18 protein-coding genes are annotated in these 21,950 nt (G+C 39.1%); 14 read left to right on the plus strand and 4 right to left on the minus strand.

Annotation, left to right across the window (positions count from 1 at the left end; all coding sequences use genetic code 11):
- Position 1: 1 nt before the first annotated feature.
- Genes BIZ36_RS00095 through BIZ36_RS00110 form a run of 4 tightly spaced genes read left to right on the plus strand, consistent with a single transcriptional unit; the run spans position 2 to position 3,828 of the window.
- Positions 2-349: a four helix bundle protein gene (locus tag BIZ36_RS00095; protein ID WP_187455815.1), complete on the plus strand. Its 348-nt coding sequence runs from the start codon at positions 2-4 to the stop codon at positions 347-349.
- A gap of 42 nt (positions 350-391) precedes the next feature.
- A complete protein-coding gene (locus BIZ36_RS00100) occupies positions 392-1,582 on the plus strand; it encodes a thiolase family protein (RefSeq protein ID WP_187455816.1) in 1,191 nt (396 codons plus the stop codon).
- A gap of 44 nt (positions 1,583-1,626) precedes the next feature.
- A complete protein-coding gene (locus BIZ36_RS00105) occupies positions 1,627-1,980 on the plus strand; it encodes a four helix bundle protein (RefSeq protein ID WP_187455817.1) in 354 nt (117 codons plus the stop codon).
- 39 nt (positions 1,981-2,019) lie between these two features.
- Positions 2,020-3,828, plus strand: coding sequence for an acyl-CoA dehydrogenase FadE (locus BIZ36_RS00110; RefSeq protein ID WP_187455818.1), 1,809 nt, complete (start codon positions 2,020-2,022; stop codon positions 3,826-3,828).
- 79 nt (positions 3,829-3,907) lie between these two features.
- On the opposite strand, the gene BIZ36_RS00115 is transcribed toward BIZ36_RS00110, so the two are convergent.
- Positions 3,908-5,710: a glycoside hydrolase family 15 protein gene (locus tag BIZ36_RS00115; protein ID WP_187455819.1), complete on the minus strand. Its 1,803-nt coding sequence runs from the start codon at positions 5,708-5,710 to the stop codon at positions 3,908-3,910.
- Between the two features lie 102 nt (positions 5,711-5,812).
- On the opposite strand from BIZ36_RS00115, the gene BIZ36_RS00120 reads away from it, so the two are divergent.
- From BIZ36_RS00120 to BIZ36_RS00130, 3 genes are all read left to right on the plus strand, one after another.
- Complete coding sequence (locus BIZ36_RS00120) at positions 5,813-8,020, plus strand: bifunctional alpha,alpha-trehalose-phosphate synthase (UDP-forming)/trehalose-phosphatase (RefSeq protein WP_187455820.1); 2,208 nt, start codon at positions 5,813-5,815, stop codon at positions 8,018-8,020.
- Between the two features lie 157 nt (positions 8,021-8,177).
- On the plus strand, positions 8,178-9,341 hold the full coding sequence (locus BIZ36_RS00125) for an MFS transporter (protein ID WP_187455821.1): 1,164 nt from the start codon (positions 8,178-8,180) through the stop codon (positions 9,339-9,341).
- A 3-nt stretch (positions 9,342-9,344) separates the two neighbouring features.
- Positions 9,345-10,967, plus strand: a complete 1,623-nt coding sequence (locus tag BIZ36_RS00130) for a M1 family metallopeptidase (RefSeq protein ID WP_187455822.1) — start codon at positions 9,345-9,347, stop codon at positions 10,965-10,967.
- Positions 10,968-11,029: 62 nt separating this feature from the next.
- Here the strand turns inward: BIZ36_RS00130 and BIZ36_RS00135 are convergent, their stop codons facing one another.
- Positions 11,030-14,434: a ThuA domain-containing protein gene (locus BIZ36_RS00135; protein ID WP_187455823.1), complete on the minus strand. Its 3,405-nt coding sequence runs from the start codon at positions 14,432-14,434 to the stop codon at positions 11,030-11,032.
- Positions 14,435-14,555: 121 nt separating this feature from the next.
- Here BIZ36_RS00135 and BIZ36_RS00140 point away from each other — a divergent pair, with 121 nt between their 5' ends.
- The 6 genes from BIZ36_RS00140 (at position 14,556) to BIZ36_RS00165 (ending at position 18,854) form a co-directional block, all read left to right on the plus strand.
- Positions 14,556-15,140 carry a YdeI/OmpD-associated family protein gene (locus BIZ36_RS00140; RefSeq protein WP_187455824.1) on the plus strand — a complete coding sequence of 195 codons (585 nt, stop codon included), beginning with the start codon at positions 14,556-14,558 and terminating at the stop codon, positions 15,138-15,140.
- A 91-nt stretch (positions 15,141-15,231) separates the two neighbouring features.
- Positions 15,232-15,924: a DUF2490 domain-containing protein gene (locus BIZ36_RS00145; protein WP_187455825.1), complete on the plus strand. Its 693-nt coding sequence runs from the start codon at positions 15,232-15,234 to the stop codon at positions 15,922-15,924.
- A 78-nt stretch (positions 15,925-16,002) separates the two neighbouring features.
- On the plus strand, positions 16,003-16,644 hold the full coding sequence (locus BIZ36_RS00150; RefSeq protein WP_187455826.1) for a hypothetical protein: 642 nt from the start codon (positions 16,003-16,005) through the stop codon (positions 16,642-16,644).
- Positions 16,645-16,830: 186 nt separating this feature from the next.
- Positions 16,831-17,439, plus strand: coding sequence for a superoxide dismutase family protein (locus tag BIZ36_RS00155; protein WP_187455827.1), 609 nt, complete (start codon positions 16,831-16,833; stop codon positions 17,437-17,439).
- Between the two features lie 69 nt (positions 17,440-17,508).
- Positions 17,509-18,051 (plus strand): RNA polymerase sigma factor, encoded by a 543-nt coding sequence (locus tag BIZ36_RS00160; RefSeq protein ID WP_187455828.1) that lies wholly within the window; start codon positions 17,509-17,511, stop codon positions 18,049-18,051.
- Complete coding sequence (locus BIZ36_RS00165; RefSeq protein ID WP_187455829.1) at positions 18,051-18,854, plus strand: anti-sigma factor; 804 nt, start codon at positions 18,051-18,053, stop codon at positions 18,852-18,854. Before BIZ36_RS00160 ends, BIZ36_RS00165 begins: the two co-directional genes overlap by 1 nt.
- Before the next feature lie 55 nt (positions 18,855-18,909).
- Here BIZ36_RS00165 and BIZ36_RS00170 read toward each other — a convergent pair whose 3' ends face one another.
- Complete coding sequence (locus BIZ36_RS00170) at positions 18,910-19,650, minus strand: glycosyltransferase (protein ID WP_187455830.1); 741 nt, start codon at positions 19,648-19,650, stop codon at positions 18,910-18,912.
- Between the two features lie 111 nt (positions 19,651-19,761).
- Between BIZ36_RS00170 and BIZ36_RS00175 the strand changes: the two genes are divergently transcribed.
- A complete protein-coding gene (locus BIZ36_RS00175; RefSeq protein WP_187455831.1) occupies positions 19,762-20,550 on the plus strand; it encodes a DUF547 domain-containing protein in 789 nt (262 codons plus the stop codon).
- A 10-nt stretch (positions 20,551-20,560) separates the two neighbouring features.
- On the opposite strand, the gene BIZ36_RS00180 is transcribed toward BIZ36_RS00175, so the two are convergent.
- Positions 20,561-21,658, minus strand: coding sequence for a BamA/TamA family outer membrane protein (locus BIZ36_RS00180; protein ID WP_187455832.1), 1,098 nt, complete (start codon positions 21,656-21,658; stop codon positions 20,561-20,563).
- Between the last annotated feature and the right edge of the window lie 292 nt (positions 21,659-21,950).

A 21,950-nucleotide genomic window follows, 5' to 3' on the forward strand; every position in this document is an offset into this window, starting at 1 on the left:
CATGCACAAAGTTGAGGACTTAAAAATATGGTCGAAATCCATTCTTTTAACAAAAGCAGTTTATGTACTAATTGCAGAATTACCAGACGATGAGAAATTCGGATTAATATCTCAAATCAAAAGAAGTGCTATTTCAATTCCTTCCAACATAGCGGAAGGGGCTGGCAGAAATTCCCAAAAGGAATTTAAACATTTTCTAAGCATAGCGAACGGTTCTTTATTTGAACTTCAAACGCAACTGCTTTTAACAATAGAATTAAAACTAATAGAGAAAGAAAAAGTTGAACCGGTTATTGACAAGTGTATTGAAATACAAAAAATGAATTATGCTTTTCAGCAAAAATTGTAAAACTCAATACTATCAACTCAATACTCAATACTTAATTCAAAAATGAAAACAGCATATATAGTTAAAGGATACAGAACAGCGGTCGGTAAATCCGGGAGAGGCGGATTCCGTTTTAAAAGAGCCGATGAACTTGCGGCAGAGACCATTGAATATCTCATGGGAAAATTGCCCGATTTCGATAAGAAGAGAATCGATGATGTCATCGTAGGCAACGCTATGCCAGAAGGTTCTCAAGGACTCAACATGGGTCGGTTGATTTCCCTAATGGGCTTGGATATTGTGGATGTTCCAGGAGTAACGGTTAATCGCTTTTGCTCTTCAGGACTGGAAACTATCGGTATTGCCACTGCTAAAATTCAATCTGGAATGGCCGATTGTATTATTGCCGGAGGGGTGGAAAGTATGAGTTCTGTTCCTATGACAGGCTTTAAGACCGAGCTTAATTACGATTTGGTAAAATCAGGGCATGAAGATTATTACTGGGGAATGGGAAATACCGCTGAAGCGGTAGCTCAGGAGTTTAAAGTTTCTCGGGAAGACCAAGATGAATTTGCTTTCCACTCCCATATGAAAGCTCTAAAAGCTCAGGCAGAAGACCGTTTTCAGGATCAAATTGTTCCTATTGAAGTGGAGCAAACATACATTGATAATAATGGCAAAAAAGCCACCAAAAAATATACAGTTACTAAGGATGAAGGACCTAGAAAAGGAACTTCACTTGAAGCTTTGGCCAAACTAAGGCCAGTCTTTGCGGCCAATGGTAGTGTTACTGCCGGAAACTCTTCCCAGACCAGTGACGGTGCTGCCTTTGTGATGGTGATGAGTGAGGAAATGGTAAAAGAATTGAACTTAGAGCCAGAAGCCCGTTTGGTAAGTTACGCCGCTGCCGGTGTGGAACCCAGAATTATGGGAATTGGTCCTGTAAAGGCAGTTCCAAAGGCATTAAAACAAGCAGGCCTTAAACAGGAAGATATCGAATTGATTGAATTAAACGAAGCATTTGCGTCTCAGTCCATTGCCGTCATTAGGGAATTAGGCCTCAATAATGACATCGTTAATGTTAATGGTGGTGCGATTGCATTGGGTCACCCTTTAGGCTGCACCGGAGGAAAGCTTTCCGTTCAATTATTCGATGAAATGCGAAAAAGAAACATGCAGGGCAAACACGGTTTGGTTACCATGTGTGTTGGTACCGGACAAGGCGCCGCTGGTATTTTTGAATTTCTTTCTTAATGTTTATTAGACGTTAGACGAAAGACAAGAGATTCATAGAGACAATGAAAAGACATAATTATAAAAAACTAAAGATTTGGCAGCTTGGAATGGAAATATCGAATGCTGTATCTGATATTTTGATGTCTTTCCCAAAACATGAACGATATGGTTTGAGTTCCCAAATAAGTAGATGTTCAATTTCAATGCCTAGTAACATTGCTGAAGGTTCATCTAGAACGGATAAATCATTCAGTCATTTTTTAGATATCGCTCTAGGGTCATCGTTTGAACTTGGCACACAACTTTTGGTAGCAAAACATAGAAATTATATTAACATAGAGAATTTAGAACTAATTGAAGGTAAAATACAGGAATGGCAAAAAATGACAATGGGATTTCAAAATGGTTTGGAATAAGTCTTTTTTCAAATTTCTATCTTCTTTAATCTTATCAACATGGAAACAATACAACAAGACAATTTATTGCGAGGTGGACAATTCTTGGTCAAGGAAACCAAGTGTGAAGATGTTTTTACTTTGGAAGACCTCAACGAAGAACAACGTATGATGCGGGATAGTACCAAAGAATTTGTGGACAGAAAGCTTTGGGCGCATTGGGAACGTTTTGAGAAAAAAGACTACGCTTATACCGAAGAATGTATGCGAGAAGCGGGTGAATTAGGTCTTCTTAGTGTGGCCGTTCCCGAAAAGTATGAGGGAATGGGCATGGGCTTTGTTTCCACCATGTTGGTTTGTGACTATATCTCCGGAGCTACGGGGTCTTTCAGTACCGCTTTCGGCGCACACACCGGAATTGGAACCATGCCAATTACCCTTTATGGTACCGAAGAACAGAAAATGAAGTACGTTCCTAAATTGGCCTCTGGCGAATGGTTCGGGGCGTATTGTTTGACGGAGCCAGGAGCTGGATCGGATGCGAACTCTGGTAAAACCAAAGCCGTACTTTCCGAAGATGGCAAGCACTACTCCATTACAGGGCAAAAGATGTGGATTTCCAATGCGGGATTCTGTAACCTATTTATTGTTTTTGCAAGAATTGAAGACGATAAAAATATTACCGGTTTCATTGTCGAAAATGACCCAAGTAACGGGATTAGCCTTGGTGACGAAGAAAAGAAATTAGGTATTCACTCTTCTTCTACGCGCCAGGTATTCTTTAACGAAACCAAGGTGCCTGTAGAAAACATGCTTTCGGAGCGTGGGAATGGTTTTAAAATAGCCATGAACGCTTTGAATGTGGGCAGAATTAAACTCGCTGCCGCTTGTTTGGAAGCCCAAAGACGTGTTGTAACCGAGGGTGTGAAATATGCGAACGAAAGGGTCCAATTTAAAACTCCGATTATCAACTTTGGTGCCATCAAGGCCAAAATTGCTGATATGGCAGTTAACACTTACGCAGGTGAATCTGCTTGTTATAGGGCCGCTAAAAATATTGAAGACCGTATTGCCATTCGCCAAGCGGATGGAAACAGCCATCAAGAGGCAGAATTGAAAGGTGTTGAGGAATATGCCATAGAATGTTCTATCTTGAAGGTTGCCGTATCTGAAGATGTACAACAGACAACGGATGAGGGTGTTCAAATTTTTGGAGGAATGGGCTTTAGCGCAGATGCACCAATGGAAAAGGCATGGAGAGATGCCCGAATTGCAAGAATTTACGAGGGTACCAATGAAATTAATCGTATGCTTTCTGTTGGTATGTTGGTTAAAAAGGCTATGAAAGGTCACGTTGACTTATTAGGACCGGCTACAGCCGTTGCTGATGAGTTAATGGGCATTCCTTCATTTGACACGCCAGACTTTTCAGAATTGTTTTCGGAAGAGAAAGACCTTTTGGCGCGTCTAAAGAAAGTATTTTTAATGGTTGCCGGAAGTGCTGTTCAGAAATTTGGCCCGGAACTGGAACAACACCAACAGTTGATGTTGGCTGCAGCGGATATTCTTATTGAAATCTACATGGCCGAAAGCACATTGCTACGTACTGAAAAGAATGCCAAGCGCTTTGGCCAAGACAATCAAGGTCCGCAAATTGCTATGGCACAACTTTACTTGTATAATGCCACTGAAACAATCATTAGGAAAGGGAAAGAGGCCATAATCTCCTTTGCAGAAGGGGATGAACAACGTATGATGTTGATGGGCCTTAAGAGATTTACCAAGTACACCAACAATCCGAATGTGGTGGCGCTCCGCAATCAAATTGCCGATAAAGTGGCTGCGGATAATGGATATACTTTCGACTAATTCAAACATGTGCATATCATGCAAAAAAGCGTCCTTATCGGGACGCTTTTTTTTATGTTTCATGCATTTATTAAACCTTCTACTCTCTCATAGATTCCAAAATCTTTTCGTCGCTATGCTTATTTGAAAAATTAATGGCACATTCTATAAGGGCCAAATGGGAATATGCCTGGGGAAAATTCCCCAATAAACGCTTGGTCTTAAAATCTATGTCTTCACTGAAAAGACCAAGATGATTGCTATAACTCAATAGCCTATCAAAATATTCCATCGCCTTTTCTTCTTGACCTATCTTAAACAGACTGTTTACGAACCAAAAAGTACAAACGGTAAACGATGAGGAAGGTAGTCCAAAGTCATCCTCGTTCTTGTATCGGTACAACAATCCGTCGTTACTCAACTCACGCTCAATAGCTTCTACCGTGCTGACATATTTTTCATGTTTGGCATCAATACAACCGTACGACTCCATCAATAACACCGATGCATCCAAGTGCTTGGAACCGTAGGATTGGGTAAAGGCTTGTACTTCGTCATTCCAGGCATTTTCGTAAATATCGGCCCAAATTTCATCCCTTAAGGGCTTCCATTTCTCAATTTTATGGTGCTTATTGAAAATTTTGGCCACTTTTATTGCCCTATCAATGGCCGTCCAGCATAAAACTTTAGAAAAGGTAAAATGGCGATCTTCAGACCTAAACTCCCAAATACCTTTATCCGCTTCCTTCCAATGCTTGTCCACTATCCACACAATGCCTTTGGTAATACTCCAAATATCCTCTCCATTGGCAATATCGGTACTGAACTTATGCAGATTTTCATAAATGACATCCATAAGGATACCGTAAATATCATTTTGCCTTTGGATATAGGCTGCATTACCTACTCTTACGGGCTTTGAGCCCTCATATCCACTTAAATGCTCCAGAGTTTCCTCGGTCAAGTTCTTTTCCTTATTGATTCCGTACATAATCTGTAGCTTTTCATCCTTATCAGGAATCAAATCAATAATAAACTGAAGGTATCTCTTGGCCACATTTTTATGCCCTAATTCACTTACCACCTTTACTACCATAGAGGCATCCCTGATCCAGCAAAAACGATAATCCCAGTTACGAACTTCACCAATGGTTTCGGGTAAAGAAGTAGTTGCCGCCGCAAGAACGGCCCCTGTTTTATCATAACTTAGGAGTTTTAAGGTAATGGCACTCCTACTGATTTCGGCATTGTACTTTCTGTAATTTGGGGTGTTATTGCTCCAGTTCAACCAATACACCTTGGTTCTTTCTAAGTCTAAATATACCTTTTCGGTATTGGGAAGGAGTATTTTTTCATTGTAGCCTAATAAAAAATAACCATCCTCGGTAATTTCAATTTCGCGGCCTTCTACAACCGCATTTTTATTGAAGGAAGTATATAAAAAAACCGTATCAAATTTCTCCGCATGGGTAAGGCTCGCAATAAAGTTATGTTTTACGTACGTTTTGGTCTCCCCTATGGCGTATTCCAATTTGGGATCATACAAAACCTTAACCTTCGGTCTTCCCGAAATATATTTTATGAACCGTACAATTTCAGGAGGTGAATGATAACCTCCGGCGGTAAGATGGTAACGAGGCATAAAATCATACACTTCAAACACATCTTCGCCATTTTTGTATTTGGTGCATAAGATGGCCGTGTTTTCAATATAGGTCTGGGTAATTTCGTAAGCATCGTCTACTTCAAAACCGAAACTTCCTCCTATTTTTTCATCCAATAATTTGGCAAAAACCGATGAAGAATCAAATTCTGGTAAACAGCACCAATCAACACTTCCCGTTTTTGAAATAATAGCTGCGCTCCTACAATTCCCTATAATTCCATAGTCTAAATTATCCATTCAATAAAATTGTTGATTCATATGGGCATTGAATTGTTATTGCCCTTCTTTTTCACGAAATTTAGAGAAATAAACATCAAAACAAAGCAAAAAAACCAATTTATGGGCAAAACTATCATAATCTCAAATAGATTACCCGTTCAGTTACAAATTAGCAACGGAGATATAACGGCAATTCCCAGCGTGGGAGGTCTAGCTACCGGAATGAAATCTGTACATTCTGGAGGCGATAGTTTATGGATAGGTTGGAGCGGACTTACCAATGAGGAAATTCCCAAAGAATTATCTCCAAAAATAGATGCGGCCTTAAAAGAGCACGGTTCGTCTAAAGTAAACCTTTCTAAAAAGGAAGTGGATGGTTTCTATTTTGGATTTAGCAACCGCACTATCTGGCCCCTTTTCCATTACTTTTTAGAGTATTCTGAGTTTGAACTCAAGAATTGGGAGATCTATAAAAGTGTGAACCAAAAATTTGCCGACGCCATTGTAGAGGCGGCCGATGATGATGATACTATTTGGGTCCATGACTACCAACTAATGTTGGTACCGCAAATGGTCCGGGAACAAAAGCCCAATATTTCTATTGGGTTCTTTCTACACATACCATTCCCTTCTTTTGAGATTTTTAGGACGTTACCCTGGAGAGAAAAAATTCTGGAAGGTCTATTAGGTTCAGATTTAATAGGCTTTCACACCTATGACTATGAGCGTCACTTTTTAAGTTCGGTACGCAGACTTTTGGGGCTCGATGTTAGTTTTAATGATATTTATTCTGATGAGCGGGTTATTAAGGTGGATTCGTTTCCTATGGGTATTGACTATAAAAAATTCAGTGAAGCGGCCAAGAAGAACGAAGATACCGCCCCTGAAGACCTTTCTGAGTTGCAACGCCGGCTGTACAATCATAAAGAATCCACAGCGGATGCCAAATTTTTCCTTTCCATAGACCGTTTGGATTATACCAAGGGAATCGCCAAAAGACTGAATGCCTTTGAGTATTTTCTCAATAAATATCCGGAATATAAAGAGAAAGTACGGCTGATTATCTTGGCCGTACCCTCGCGTTCCAATGTGCCTCAATACCAATTATTGAAAAGAGAAGTAGATGAATTGGTAGGGCGTATCAATGGAGAATTTTCTACGGTGAGCTGGACGCCCATTTGGTACTTTTATCGTTCCATGCCCTTTGAAAATCTTATCGACCTCTATACTACTTGTGATATTGCGTGGTTAACGCCAATTCGCGACGGTATGAACTTAGTGGCCAAAGAATATATTGCCACAAGAACGGATAAAACGGGAGTGCTTATTCTAAGCGAGATGGCAGGTTCCGCCAATGAGATGAACGAAGCGATGCTTGTGAACCCAAACAATTTTGAGCAAACGGCCGATGCTTTAAAAGAGGCCATTAACATGCCAAAGGAAGAGCAGATAGAGCGAAACTCCATCTTGCAAAAGAGGTTGGAGCGCTATAATGTTGAAAAATGGGCCAATGATTTTATGAGTTCCCTATTAGACCAGAAGAGCAAAGATCACAGCCACGTAGCAAGAAGACTTTCAGTAGATTTGATGGATACCATTATCGATTCCTATAAATCGTCCAGTAAGAGGTTATTATTTATTGATTACGATGGGACACTTGCCGGTTTTCACAAAGACCCACAAAAAGCGGCCCCGGACGAAGAACTCTATGAGTTATTGGATAACCTCAACAATCAAAAAGATACCGAAATGTTCTTGATCAGTGGTAGGGACAAGGAGACCTTTACCAAATGGTTCTTGCATAAGAAGTATAATATGATTGTGGAGCACGGAGTATGGATTTCAAGAGGCGGGGAAGAGTTTAAGATGCTTGAAAACGTAAAAAAAGACTGGATGGAAAAAATTCTTCCAGTATTGGAATCTTTTGTGGATCGCACCCCGGGAAGTTTTATCGAAGAAAAAAATTACTCCTTGGCCTGGCATTACCGCAATACTGATCCTGATTTTGGCCAAAAAAGAGCTTCAGAACTCAATACGGTACTTACGAGTCTTATAGGAACGGATGACCTTAGTGTGCTAAACGGTAATAAGGTTATGGAAATAAAAAGCAGTAATGTGAACAAAGGTAGGGCCGCCATGAGAATGTATGCCGAAGAACAATACGAGTTTGTATTCGCCATTGGTGATGATTGGACAGATGAATTTATGTTCATGGAACTGCCCGAGGATTCAGTTACGGTGAAAGTAGGAAGACAAAAGACAAATGCGCGTTACTATGTTGATAGTATTAAAAACGTTCGGGCTTTATTAAGCCGATTTGTTTACTAATCATAAAATTTGATGCAAATAGCCTTCCGAAAATCGGAAGGCTATTTTTTTGAGTGAACGGTTTTATATTGTAATATATTCAGCAGATTACGACCAAATATCCATCACAAGGGAACCAACCCTTTTGAAGAAATTAGTACTGCTAAAAATCAACCATTTGAAACCTAAGCCATACATTCTTCCCATTATCATTATTGCCCAATTTGCCTGTACCTCCGTCTGGTTTGCAGGTAATTCCATTGTGACGGAGTTGGCACAAGCCACGGGTTTTGGGGAAGAACTTAAAGGTTTTATACTTTCGTCGGTGCAATTCGGGTTCATTTTAGGAACGCTCACTTTTGCTCTTCTAATGATTGCAGACCGATTTTCGCCTTCCAAGGTGTTTTTGGTTTCCGCCCTTCTAGCTGCCTTATGTAACTTATCATTATTACTACCTGCCCTTTCAAAAGCGGTATTGCTAATTGCCCGATTTGGTACAGGTTTTTTCTTGGCAGGTATTTATCCCATAGGAATGAAGATTGCTGCAGACTACTATGAGAGTGGACTGGGCAAAGCCTTGGGTTATTTGGTTGGGGCCCTTGTTTTTGGTAAATCCCTCCCCTACTTTATAAAAAGTCTAGATGTTGCCAGCTATACTTCAGTTGTGCAATATACCTCAGGATTTACGGTAGCCGGAGGAATTTTACTCTGGACCTTGGTTCCTGACGGACCTTTTAGAAGACGAAGTAAAAAGTTGAATTTAAAGGCTGGACCTGATTTATTTAAAATTACATCCTACCGAAAGGCGGCTTTTGGATATTTTGGACACATGTGGGAGTTATATGCCTTCTGGGCTTTTATTCCATTTGCCATGTATTCCTATGCCAATATTAATCAAATTACATTGCCTGTATCCGTTCTATCTGCAGTTGCCATTGCTATTGGCGGTGTATCCTGCATCGTTGGAGGGTATTTCTCCCAGAAATATTCCAGCAAAAAAGTAGCCTATTTCTCTTTATGGATATCAGGACTATGCTGTCTGCTTTCCCCTCTTATTTTCTTTTTACCCGCTTGGATTTTTATGCTGTTTTTCGGTATTTGGGGCATGGCCGTTACGGCAGACTCTCCCCAGTTTTCAAGTATGGTAGCCTCTACGGTAGCTTCGGAAATGAAAGGAACCGCCCTGGTATTGGTCAATTGTATCGGCTTTGCCATCAGCATCTTTAGTATTGAACTACTATCTTACCTTACCACGGTCATTCCCTCATACTTCGTATTTTTGGTCTTGGCCCTCGGTCCTATTTTTGGACTGCTTCAATTTAGAAAAACGAAAACGAACTAATTTATGAAACTAAAACTAACCCTCTTTTCCGCCTTTGCCCTGATTTACTTATCACATCAAGCACAGGAATTTACTGAGCAAGATACCTTAAGGGGAAGCATCACCCCTGAACGCGCTTGGTGGGACCTTACTTTTTATGATTTATACGTGGACGTAGATGCTGAAGAAAAATTTATTTCAGGAAGCAACATCATCAGATATAAAGTTCTTGAACCAAAACAAAAACTTCAGGTAGATTTACAACCTCCCATGAAAATTGAAAAAGTAACCCAGAACGGGAAGTCCTTAAATGTGGTTTCCAACGGAAATGCGCATTTCGTGGAATTAATCGAGAAACAGAAGAAAGGGGCCGTAAATGAAATAAAAGTCCATTTCTCGGGACAGCCAAGAGAAGCCATAAGAGCACCTTGGGACGGGGGCTTTTCCTGGAAAAAAGATAAGAATGGGAAGCATTTTATTGCCACTTCCAACCAAGGTTTGGGCGCCAGCGTTTGGTGGCCTAATAAAGACCATATGTACGATGAAGTGGATAGTATGAACATTCGTATCAAAGCTCCTCTAGGACTAATAGACGTATCCAATGGCCAATTGATCAAAGTAGATGAAAATTCAAATACCTACCATTGGGCCGTTGTGAATCCAATCAATAATTACGGGGTAAATATCAATATTGGGGACTATGTTCATTTTGAGGAAACCTTTGAAGGCGAAAAAGGAGATTTGCAAATGGACTATTACGTGCTTTCCTATAATTTGGAAAAGGCGAAAGAACATTTTAAGGATGCCCCAAAAATGATGAAGGCTTTTGAACATTGGTTTGGCCCCTACCCTTTTTATGAAGATGGTTTTAAATTAGTGGAGGTGCCTTATTTAGGGATGGAACACCAAAGTTCCGTTACCTACGGAAATCAATATAAAAAAGGGTATTTGGGCAGAGACCTTTCCGGAACAGGTTGGGGACTTAAATTTGATTTTATCATCATTCATGAAGCCGGTCATGAGTGGTTTGCGAATAATATTACCTACAAAGATATTGCGGACATGTGGGTACATGAGGGATTTACGGCCTACTCCGAAAATATATTTATCGATTACTACCATGGTAAAGAAGCCGCTGCGGATTACGTAATAGGTACCCGAGCCAATATTCAGAATGACAAACCCATAATTGGACCCTACGGAGTCAACCAAAGGGGTAGTGGGGATATGTACTATAAAGGAGCCAATATGCTTCATACCATTAGATATTTAATCGATGACGATGAAAAGTGGAGGCAAATTTTACGCGGACTCAACAAAGAATTTTATCATAAAACAGTGACTACTGAAGAGATTGAAAACTACCTTACCGAGCATTCAGGATTGGATTTATCTAAAGTTTTCGACCAGTATTTAAGAACCACCAAAATTCCTATTCTTGAGTACCAAATCACTAATAACGGCTTTAGATATAGATATACCAATGTGGTGGATGGCTTTGAAATGCCGCTAAAAATAAATGCTGGAGATAAGGAACTAGAAGTAAAACCTACTGACCAATGGGCGGAAATTAAGGTCAACAATGGAAAAATATCCAGTTTTAAAGTGGACCGTAATTATTATGTGGAGTCCAAAGAGTGGAAATAATTATATTTAAAAAAGGGCCGATTTGATATAAATCGGCCCTTTCTTATTCACTGTGATTGAATTTACTTTCCTGTAAATTTTACGCCTGTAATGGCCATTTGAGGGGTAGCAACTCCCTCTCGCGGTTTGTAAACAAAATAAAGTTCTTCAGCCTTATCATTTAAGGACTTTTTTAAAGGAATGGCAATCGCCCCACCGGGTTGCCCGGTCTCGGGGGCATCCATACTTCCTTGACCAAGTAATTCACCATCTGGGGCATTAAGTCTTACCTCCATTTCTATACCAGTCTTAGGAGTCTCTTGCCATCCTGCTGTTACCATTGCACTTGAAACCCCATTTAAATCAATATTTTCCAAAGCAAACCATCCTTCTCCATCTGGCAACAGCAGCAAATCCATTCCGTTAAAAGCTATAGGTGAAAAGCCCTGTGCTTTTGTGGATTCTTTAAAAGAAACAGTACTTCCTTGCAACGCAACAGATTGTACTCCCGTTAAAGGTTTTACGCCATTTTTACCTTTATCAGTATAACTCGCAGTTATAATCATGGCATTGTCGCTTGGTGAGGGGTTTGGAACAATAGTACCCTCTAGAGGTAATGACTTCTCTTTTTTATCCGTATCTGCCAAGGACAGGATGTAGGCAGCAATCTGCCTTGTTTCATCATCGGTAATATTGGGGTGTGCCGCCATGGCTGCTTCTCCCCAAACCCCGGAACCTCCGGAAACAATTTTCTTCTGTATGTACTTTGCCGCTCCACGGTCCTTTATATACTTAGCTGCGATTTCGCTGTAACTAGGTCCAATGGACTTTTCCGCTTCTTTATGACAAGCTTTACAGTCCATACCCTGCGTCAATGCCTTACCTGTTACCGCAGCAGATACTTCTTGGTGTCCCAATGATTGATTCACCTGATCAAGACCTTCCATATAATCAACGGAAACAAAAACGTTGTTCAAATCAATATCTTCATCGCCATCAGGGTCGGAAACGGAAACTTTATACTTTACCGGCGTTCCAGCAATAAAAAAAGTAGAATTCCCTCCCTGAAGATCAATGGTTAATTCAGGTCTAGAATTACCGGCCACAATGGTTTCCGCATTACTTTTTGCACTGGCACCTTTATCGTCCTTAACCTCTACCGAAAGCTTAAATTCGCCGTTTTTCTCATAGGTATAGCTCAATTTTGGTTCAGAAGTTTCCTTAGTTTCCCCATTTCCTAAATCCCAAATATAACTGACGGCATCCCCTTCTAAATCTTCCGCTTTAACCTCGGCGGTTACCTCAAATGGTAATTTACCTGTGTGTTTTTCAACAATCAATTGATCGATCATTGGTGGACGGTTCCCTCCGTTATATTCAATATAACTTAAGCCCGAATCATCATTGGCAGAGAACCAACCGCTGCCATATTCCAATAAATAAATTCTACCATCAGGCCCCAACTCCATATCAATCAGATTTCGTAATTGAATATCGGAAGCAAAAGGTTCCATTTTATTGAAAGTACCATCCTCAAAAAGACTTACAGCCATCATCCAACCTCGCATCCATTCATAAATAATGGTCTTTCCATCATAATATGATGGCAATCCGCCACCGTCGGTATACATATCCGAATAGTACGTTGGTCCGGCCATGGCATTTCTTCCACCACTACCTACTTGCGGAAACAAGGAAGTTTCAGCATATGGATAATATATATAGGCAGGTTTGGTTGGTGGCAATTCCCGTAACCCAGTATTGAACTTAGAATCGTTGATCGGTTTTTCGGGATTGAACGCATCTCCACTCTTACCGGTAGCGTAATCATAATCTCGATAGGCATAATTGTTTCCAATAAACAATGGCCAACCAAAATTACCGGCCTCGGTAGCCAGGTTCATTTCATCATAACCTCTAGGGCCACGGGTTTCCAAACTATCATTGGCAGCATCCGGCCCAACTTCACCCCAAAAAAGGTTGCCATTTTTAGGATCTACTGAAATACGATAGGGGTTTCTATGGCCCATGGTATAAATTTCCGGTCTTGTTTTTTCGGTTCCCTCTGGAAATAGGTTCCCTTCCGGTATTTCATATGTCCCGTCTTCTTTTACCTTAATTCTTAAAATCTTACCGCGTAAATCATTGGTATTACCAGAGGAACGTCGTGCATCATATTGTTCATGGTCTGGTAAATCGTTCAAGGGAGCAAAGCCACTGTTAATGTATTTTACCCCTTTTTCATTGAAGGGTGTAGAATTATCACCGGTAGAAAGATATAGTAACCCATCTCCCCCAAAAGCGATGGAACCACCCGTATGGCAGCAAATTTCACGTTGAGAATCTACATCCAAAATAACCTGCTCCGACTCCATATCAAATTTGCCGTCCTGGAATTTGAATCGAGAAAGTCTGTTGATCCACTTATCTCCTGTTGGTGCATAATAAACATATACCCAATGATTATTTGCATAATCAGGGTCTTTTTGTAGCCCCATCAAACCTTCTTCCGCATTGACCCCTGGAGTATTAAGCGTCTTGAAATAGACGTCCAATTTCGCCACCTCTTTCATTTCTTCGGTTTCCGCATTAAAATGCATGATTTCTCCCCTTCTCTGGGCAATCAGCACGTCATGATTTGGAAGAATGGCCATTTCGGTAGGTTCAAAAAACTCCCCACCAACCAATTGTACTTTGCTAAACCTATTGGAATCAGGTGGAATTTGTGTAGTTACTTTCGCATAATCCAAATTATTATTGTCGCCAATAGCATATTTAATTCCGCCTAAAACGTGCTTTAAAAAGGCTTCTTCTTGATAGCTTTCCGAAGTGTGACCCGCACCTGTATAAAAGGCCCTTCCCCCATCATATTCATGGTACCATGCAAAAGGATGGTTATCGCCATTTTTACCACCTTCGTAGGTAGACTCATCAACGGTCATGATTACATTGACATCTGGGTTGATGTTCTTATAATTGTAAATTTCATCATTACGGTGCCAAACCGAATCCGTAAAATGTTGGTTGGCAATGAAATTTTTGTCTTTGATAATAAAATCAGCTTGCGGAGTGCCTGCCGGATGCGAAAGAAACTGGGCCCCTACCAATTTATTATACCAACCCCAGTCGTATTCCGTATCGGTTGCGGCATGAATTCCTACAAAACCGCCGCCCGCTTGAATATATCTTTCAAAGGCAGCTTCTTGCTTATGGTCGAGCACATTCATGGTTGTACTTAAGAAAACAATGGCCGAATATTGCTTTAAATTCTCTTCATTAAAAAGTTCGGCATTTTTGGTGGTATCCACTTCAAATCCGTTTTCGGAGCCAAGCTTTTGTAGTGCTGCGATTCCATCGGGTATGGAAGCATGTTTAAAACCCATGGTCTTTGAGAAGACCAAAACTTTTGGTTGTCCTTCCCTTTTGTTGCCACAATTGGAAAGCACCAAGCCTAAGATGACCATGAGGGCCAACGTAATTTTTTTCATGTTGATGTTGAGTTTGATAGTTTAATACAATTGCTAAATGTAAGGATTCATGCCTTATTAGCCCAAGTTTTTTAATGTAAAAGGCTATTTTTAAATGTTCTATTGAGAATCTTGCAAAACGATGAAAAATATTGAAGAATTTTACTTTCCAAATGAAACCGAATGGAGAAATTGGTTGCTGGAAAACCATACAGGGTCTCAAGGCATCTATCTCATTTTTTATAAAGTTGAACATCCCAAAGAAAGTATGAGATGGGAAGAAGCGGTACAGGTGGCACTCTGCTTTGGTTGGATAGACAGTACAGTAAAAAGTTTAGGCAATGGTAAAAGAAGGCAATATTTCTGTCCTAGAAAGCCTAAGAGCGTTTGGAGCAAGGTAAACAAAACCTATATTGAAGAATTAATCGCCGCCGGAAAGATGCATGTTTCAGGACTTGAATCAATTAAAATTGCCAAAAAGAACGGCTCATGGTCGCAACTTGACGATGTTGAAAACGCCAAAATACCCGGGGACTTAAAACAAGCTTTTAGCCAACATCCTAAAGCCTATAAAAATTTTAAGAATTTTACCCACAGCCAAAAAAAGAGTTACCTATACTGGCTCTTTATGGCCAAACGAGAGGCAACTAGGCAAAAGAGAATTTTAGAAATAATTCAACTAAGCTCAGAAAATATTAAGTATAGAAATACAGGCGCTTGGGGTTAAAACTAGAAATTTGGTTTTCCTTAACATGATTAATTTCTCTTAACAAGGTCGATTTTCCTATTTTTAACCACTTTAAGCCTATCTGACTACTATGAAATTTAGACTACTCTTTTTACTTTTTATTTCTACCCTTCTTTTAACGGCGCAAGAAAATGGAGAAGACCAACTAGGTTCTTGGCACATGTACTTTGGTACCAATAAATTATCAGATAAATATAGTCTTCATACCGAGGCACAGCTCAGGTATTATGAGAATGGGAAAAACTTTAATCAGCTGCTGCTTAGAACCGGAATCAACTACCATATAAATGCCAATGCCATAGCAACCCTTGGATATGGCCATATCACTACGGACGGAACTTTTGAGGAATTCCCCGATGAGACCAATTCCATTGAACATCGAATTTTTGAACAGTTCATTTTAAAGAATAAAGTATGGGAATTTAATTTTGAACATCGTTATCGCCTAGAACAGCGGTTTATAGATTTTGGAGATAGAAATGACACCCAGCACAGGGCAAGGTATCGCCTTCAGGTAACCCTACCTCTTACTGATACCTTTTTCTTAAACTTCTATGATGAAATATTCTTAAATCTTCAGGATGAAGTATTTGGACAGAATCGTTTGTATGGTGCTCTAGGAATTAATGTCACCCATAACCTAAGTACCCAAATTGGGTATTTAAAAAACCATTTTCCCGCAGCACATTATGACCGTTTACAAATTGGTGTTTTCTACAACCCTGATTTAAGAAAACTGTTCTCAAAAAAAGAACAAAGTTAATATAAGAATTAAATGACCTCTTCTTTGTTATCCCTTTTTTATATAGCTAAATTTGGCAACAACTAAATCCTGAATACAATGAAACAATTAACATCTATTGCGGTTTGCATTATACTACTATTCACTGTGAGCTGTAAGGAAACCAAAAAAGAAGAAAAGGTAAACGCCGAGGTGGAGGTAGAAACCTCCACCGAACAGTATAGGCTGGTACAAGACTCTGTAAAAGTAAGTTTCACGGCTTATAAAACCACAGAAAAACTACCTGTAGGAGGTCAATTTAAGGAAATAAAAATCACTAATTCCAATGGTGGAGCAACCCCTTTAGAAACATTGAATGGAGTTGAATTTAGTATTCCGGTCAGCAGTCTTTTTACCAATGACGCTACGGGCACAAGAGACCCTAAGATTTTGGAATTCTTCTTTGGAGCCATGAATGACACTGAATTGATTTCTGGGGTTTTTAATGTTAGTGAAAATGGTGAAAGCTCCATAGACGTAACACTAAATGGCGAAACTTCCACCATTCCTTTAACACAAAAGAAAGTTTCTGAAACAGCTTTAGCCTTTGATGGCGTCATGAATTTGGAAAACTGGGATGCACTTGCAGCCGTATCCTCCATTAATAAAGCCTGTGAAGCTTTACATACCGGAAAAGATGGCGTAAGTAAAACTTGGAGTGAAGTGGCCGTGCACGCTGAAGTGTTGGTAGAAAAAAAGTAAATATATAAACACCTTCATTTACTGCTTTTGGTTAAAAAACATCCTTAGAAAGACATTCTATGGATGTTTTTTAATTTTCCTATCCATTTTTTAGCGCAAAGAAATCTAATCATATCTCATAAACCTTAATTATTTGAGTAGTATGATTCTAATTTTTACATTTCCTCAAATCTAAAAACTAAAACAATGAAAAAGATTTATTTTACCATAGTAACTGCAAGTATATTGGCCTTTACAGGATGTAAGGAAACCAAAAAAAATGCTGATAGTGCGGTAGATTCAATGGAAAAAGAAATGGAAAACATGGAGGAGACCGCTAAAGAAATGGAGGAAAGTACCATGGACCAAACAATTACTTTAGCTATGAACTCCGCAAGTGATAGTGGCGTAAAAGGGGATGTGACCTTTACCCAGAACGGTGAAGAAGTAATGATGATGGCCAAATTTACGGGCCTGCAAGCCGGAAATCATGCAATTCACTTGCATGAAACAGCCGATTGCTCTGCTCATGATGGGAAATCTGCCGGAGGCCATTGGAACCCTACAAATGAGAAACATGGTAAATGGGGAGATCAAGAGGGCTACCATAAAGGGGATATCGGAAATTTTGTAGCAGATGAAGACGGTAATGCCAGTGTAGAATTTTCAACTGACGAATGGTGTATGGACTGTGACGATGAAACTAAGAATATAGTAGGTAGGGCCGTAATTGTACACCAAGGAAAAGACGACTTTACTTCACAACCAAGTGGCGATGCCGGAGCTAGAGTAGCCTGTACCGCTATCATTAATTAATACTTGAGAATGAATAAAACACCTAATAGGTGTTTTATTCATATATTTAATCCCACCTTAAACTCCTATATGGATTTAGATGAATTAGTAAAACGATTCCAGAAAAAAGACGTGCTTGCTTTTGAACAATTGTATGGCATGTACTGGGAGAATATATGTGGTGCCATTAATGTTATCGTCAAGAATAAATATATGGCAGAAGAAATTTGCCAAGATGTATTTACCAAAATCTGGCACAACGCAGAGACCTATAATCCCTCAAAAGGTAGGTTTTTCACATGGACATTGAATATAGCGCGAAATGCTGCTATCGATAAAGTGCGCTCAAAATCCTTTAAAGATCAAAAGAAAAACCTTTCTGCAGACTATTTCGTAGGTATTTTGAACAGAGCGGATACAGATGATAATCAAGATGATGCTCCTGTAGATTTAACCGCACTTAAAAAGATGGTTTTAAACCTCAAGGAAAAGTGTCTAGAAATAATTGAAATGCTCTATTTTAAAGGGTACACCCAGAAAGAAGCATCTCAACAATTGGATATTCCTATTGGTACAGTTAAGACTAGAAATAGAAGCTGTATTTCCAAATTGAGGGAAAATATGAATGTGTGATGGAAGTAGATAAGTACATAGAATCAGGTATACTGGAACTGTATGTTGCTGGTCTTCTAAGTGAAGAGGAAAACTTTGAAGTGTACCAGAATGCTCAAAAATATCCAGAAATCAGAAAGGAGATTTTGGAAATAGAAAAAGCAATACTGCAATTGACCAAAGCTACTTATCCAGATTTGGTTCTTAGAAAAGGGTTTGATGATATTCGCTCGAGAATAGGCATTAGGAAAGAGCCTAAAGTGGTTCAGCTACCCAAGGAGGAAAAAACAAACTGGACAGCCTATTCTGGTTGGGCAGCTGCCATATTGCTAGGACTGGGATTATTTTGGTTCTACAACCAAAATAATGAGTTACAATCAGACATAAAGGTTGTAGAACAGCAAAATGAGGTACTAGAGCAGCAAATTTTTGAAGCTCGCGGTTCCTTGACCAATACCCAAGAACTACTTAATGATCTTAGGGATAAGGATGTGGCGGTAGTTTCCTTAGGTGGACAAGAAGTTTCACCTGAATCATTTGCGAAAGCTTATTGGAACAAAAGGGAAAACAAAGTGTTTATAGATGCACAGGGATTACCAGAACCACCGGATGGAATGGTTTACCAAGTATGGTCTCTTAAATTGGACCCTTTGACACCAACAAGTATGGGACTGTTGGAGAATTTCACTATGGATGAAAACAAAGTTTTTGTCTTGAACAATCCTAACGAAACCGAAGCTTTTGGAATTACGTTAGAGCCTGCCGGTGGTAGTGAATCTCCAACCTTGGAACAACTCTATACCTTGGGTGCGGTAACCTCCTAAGCACCAAAATAACAACAATCAAAAAACCTTGGTATCATACCAAGGTTTTTTCGTTTTATTCGCTATAGGACAAATGTAACAATCTGTTATGGAGCTTTTTTAGTTTTTCAGCTGGGTAGCCAGATTTGAATAAAATTACTAAAAGCAAGTTGCTTAAGTTAACACGTAAATAAGAGTTCTTCTCATATTTTCTAGCGGATACCAGCATATCGTCTTTAATAATGGTATACTTGAGATTGTACTTTTTCATACGTTTAAAAAACTCAAAATCCTCCATTAATACCTGCGACTCGTCAAAACCGTTTAATTTTTGAAAGCGGTCTTTTTCAATAAATAGACATTGGTCACCTCCTCCTGTAAACAATCCATCTTTGGCTGTAAAGTACGCATTGATGCTCAGGAAGATACTTTTTTTATCAAACTGATATGAAAAGAACCCAGCATCAAATCCTGATGCAATAGTTTCTACAATATTCTTGACAAAGTCCTGAGGCGGTAGTACATCGGCATGCAAAAAGGCCAAAATAGAGCTTCGTGAATGATGAGCCCCCATATTCATTTGCACCGCCCTACCCTTTTCTTTTGCCCTAATCCATTTCACCTTTGGCCCAAGTTCTAGTTCTTCCGATCCATCGCAATTCAAACTTGAAAGAACAACGATTATCTCCGTAAGCAGTTCCCCTCCCTCAGTTACTAGTTTAGGTAAAAGTACTTTTAGATTGTCTTTTTCATTATGCGCAGGTATAACCACGCTTAGATTGTATCCTGTATGATAGAACTTTTTGCTAGTTTTCAAATAGATAAATAAGGACTTATAGTTTTAAAACAGAAAGGTTAGTGTTATTCCTTCGACCAAACCATAATGTAATTTTTACGTAAATGAAGTTACAATACTTAAATTAGAAGAATGAACTCTATCTTATATAAATTTCTATGCTTTTGGCTTTTTGCTATTTCAGCTGTTTGGGCCAATAACATGGATTTTTCCACCAATCAAGATACTGACTGGAACAAAGTCTCTGAAGTTTTTTTAAAAAATATTCGAGATGGAAAAAGTACGGCAGATATACGAACGCAACTTTACAACACCACACTACAAAGACTAGAATCCTCATTGGATACGGATAGAAAAAAACTGGCATTCTGGATCAATATTTACAATGCATATATTCAAGAAATACTCTCCAAGAATCCGGAAAAATATCAGGACCGCTCTAATTTCTTTAAGGCAGAGCAAATACCTATTGCGGGAAGAATGCTTTCCTTTGAAAAAATTGAGCACGGTATCATTAGAAAATCACAATGGCCACTAGGGCTTGGACTCGTAAGAAAATGGTTTCCAAACAAATTTGAAAGAAAACTTAGAGTGGATAAAAGGGATTTTAGAATACATTTTGCCCTAAACTGTGGTGCCAAAGATTGCCCTCCAGTAGCTATTTACAGGGCTGCTGATTTAGAAAAGCAGTTAGCGAAAGGAACCGAAAATTACTTAAAAAAAACATCAGAATTCAATGAGACTACCGATGAAGTTAGGGTAACTCCTCTTTTTAGTTGGTTCAGAGGTGATTTTGGTTGTAAGCGTGGTATTAAAAAAATTCTAAAGAACCATAACGTCATTCCACATACAAAGAATATTACTTTGACCTACAAAAATTATGACTGGACGTTGGATCTTGACAATTGGACCAAACAATAAAATATTAATCTTAGAAAGCTTCTTTAATAGTAAAGTAAAAGTTGCCTCCTTCGGCCGACATGCCATAATCGGCACGAATTCTCACCCCATCTCGTTTATTGATAATATACCTAAGACCCACTCCAGCTGCCGGTTTGTAAACCGATTTTAAGGTTTCACCTAAATTCGGAGCCACTGTTGCCGTTGACCCAAAAGCAACGCCTCCGAATCTTCCGGCAATGGGAAATCGGTACTCCATCGCGAAGGTTAGTTCTGCATTATCTTGATACCTTCTATTGTTAAACCCCCTGGTTCGCTTGGAGCCCAAATAGTACAAATCATAGAACGGGGTGTTTTCCGTACTACTTGCTACAAAAAAATTAGCGGCAATCACCTGCTTCTTACCTACCTTTTGATAATATCTATTATCCAATTCAAATTTGGAATAACTAAAAGAGGAGCCCAAAAATTTGGCGGAAGTAAAAAAGTTTCCCTGCAAATAAAAACCTTTGGTAGGAAAGAAAATGTTGTCCCTTGTATCATAAATAGCCTGCAGACCTAAATTGCTTACGGTTCCGTCCTTTTTCCCGGCTACATCTGAAGCTTCCAAAATACCTCCTTCCTCTACCTTTAAATTAGTGAAAACATCCAGTTCATATCCCATACCTATAGAAAAATTGGGTACTATTTCTCTTAGCAAGGATAAGCGAACTCTTGGGAATGTTACTTCATAAGTTTCTTCGTCTTCCTCCAAGGCATTGATCCCAATCCCATAGAAATTATAGTAATATTTATAAAATCCAAGCTCACCCAACAACCGCCACCGTTCGTTATCCTTATAGAATTCAAAAGGAGCATAAATTAGAATTTGATTTTTGGTAGTATAACTTGCGCCTAATTGCACTGAAGATGGCCTAGTCTCATTACTTTCACCTCTTAACCAAAAATTACCGATACCCAAACCTCCAAAACCAAAAGCGGTTTCAGGTGTATAAAATGCCACCGGAAAAGCCGATATCTTAAGATTCTTTACTATGGAATCATTTGAGGAATTATTGTTATTCTGGGAAAATGAACTTTGTGTAAAAACTATACAAAGAAGAAGGATTATTTGACCTTTTTTAAACATGCAATTGTTCTAAATTTCTATAGATTAAATACTATACGTATAAGTGGAGAAAGTACATGTATTTACCTGAAATAAAAGGCCCAATTGAAATTAAAAATTGCTTAAAAAAAAGCTTTTTATACGCTGACCGTTGTAAATGCCACCAGCTAACCTAGCTAATGACCACTGGTTAACATTCCCCAAATTGGGGTATTGACACAAAGATAATTGCCCTAACATATAAATGTTGGGTTTTAAATAAGTAACAAGAATTTTAAATAAGTACTATTTTTTTGATTTGAGCAATTTTCTC

This window comes from Cytophaga sp. FL35, from assembly GCF_014349235.1.
In the GTDB taxonomy this organism is placed as follows: Bacteria; Bacteroidota; Bacteroidia; order Flavobacteriales; family Flavobacteriaceae; genus Euzebyella.

Coding starts and splice junctions, on each gene's coding strand:
- BIZ36_RS00140 (WP_187455824.1), top strand. CDS start 14,556: ATGAAAAATATTGAAGAATTTTACTTTCCAAATGAAACCGAATGGAGA.
- BIZ36_RS00100 (WP_187455816.1), top strand. CDS start 392: ATGAAAACAGCATATATAGTTAAAGGATACAGAACAGCGGTCGGTAAA.
- BIZ36_RS00130 (WP_187455822.1), top strand. CDS start 9,345: ATGAAACTAAAACTAACCCTCTTTTCCGCCTTTGCCCTGATTTACTTA.
- BIZ36_RS00105 (WP_187455817.1), top strand. CDS start 1,627: ATGAAAAGACATAATTATAAAAAACTAAAGATTTGGCAGCTTGGAATG.
- BIZ36_RS00160 (WP_187455828.1), top strand. CDS start 17,509: ATGGATTTAGATGAATTAGTAAAACGATTCCAGAAAAAAGACGTGCTT.
- BIZ36_RS00180 (WP_187455832.1), bottom strand. CDS start 21,658: ATGTTTAAAAAAGGTCAAATAATCCTTCTTCTTTGTATAGTTTTTACA.
- BIZ36_RS00150 (WP_187455826.1), top strand. CDS start 16,003: ATGAAACAATTAACATCTATTGCGGTTTGCATTATACTACTATTCACT.
- BIZ36_RS00145 (WP_187455825.1), top strand. CDS start 15,232: ATGAAATTTAGACTACTCTTTTTACTTTTTATTTCTACCCTTCTTTTA.
- BIZ36_RS00165 (WP_187455829.1), top strand. CDS start 18,051: ATGGAAGTAGATAAGTACATAGAATCAGGTATACTGGAACTGTATGTT.
- BIZ36_RS00175 (WP_187455831.1), top strand. CDS start 19,762: ATGAACTCTATCTTATATAAATTTCTATGCTTTTGGCTTTTTGCTATT.
- BIZ36_RS00155 (WP_187455827.1), top strand. CDS start 16,831: ATGAAAAAGATTTATTTTACCATAGTAACTGCAAGTATATTGGCCTTT.
- BIZ36_RS00115 (WP_187455819.1), bottom strand. CDS start 5,710: ATGGATAATTTAGACTATGGAATTATAGGGAATTGTAGGAGCGCAGCT.
- BIZ36_RS00120 (WP_187455820.1), top strand. CDS start 5,813: ATGGGCAAAACTATCATAATCTCAAATAGATTACCCGTTCAGTTACAA.
- BIZ36_RS00135 (WP_187455823.1), bottom strand. CDS start 14,434: ATGAAAAAAATTACGTTGGCCCTCATGGTCATCTTAGGCTTGGTGCTT.
- BIZ36_RS00110 (WP_187455818.1), top strand. CDS start 2,020: ATGGAAACAATACAACAAGACAATTTATTGCGAGGTGGACAATTCTTG.
- BIZ36_RS00095 (WP_187455815.1), top strand. CDS start 2: ATGCACAAAGTTGAGGACTTAAAAATATGGTCGAAATCCATTCTTTTA.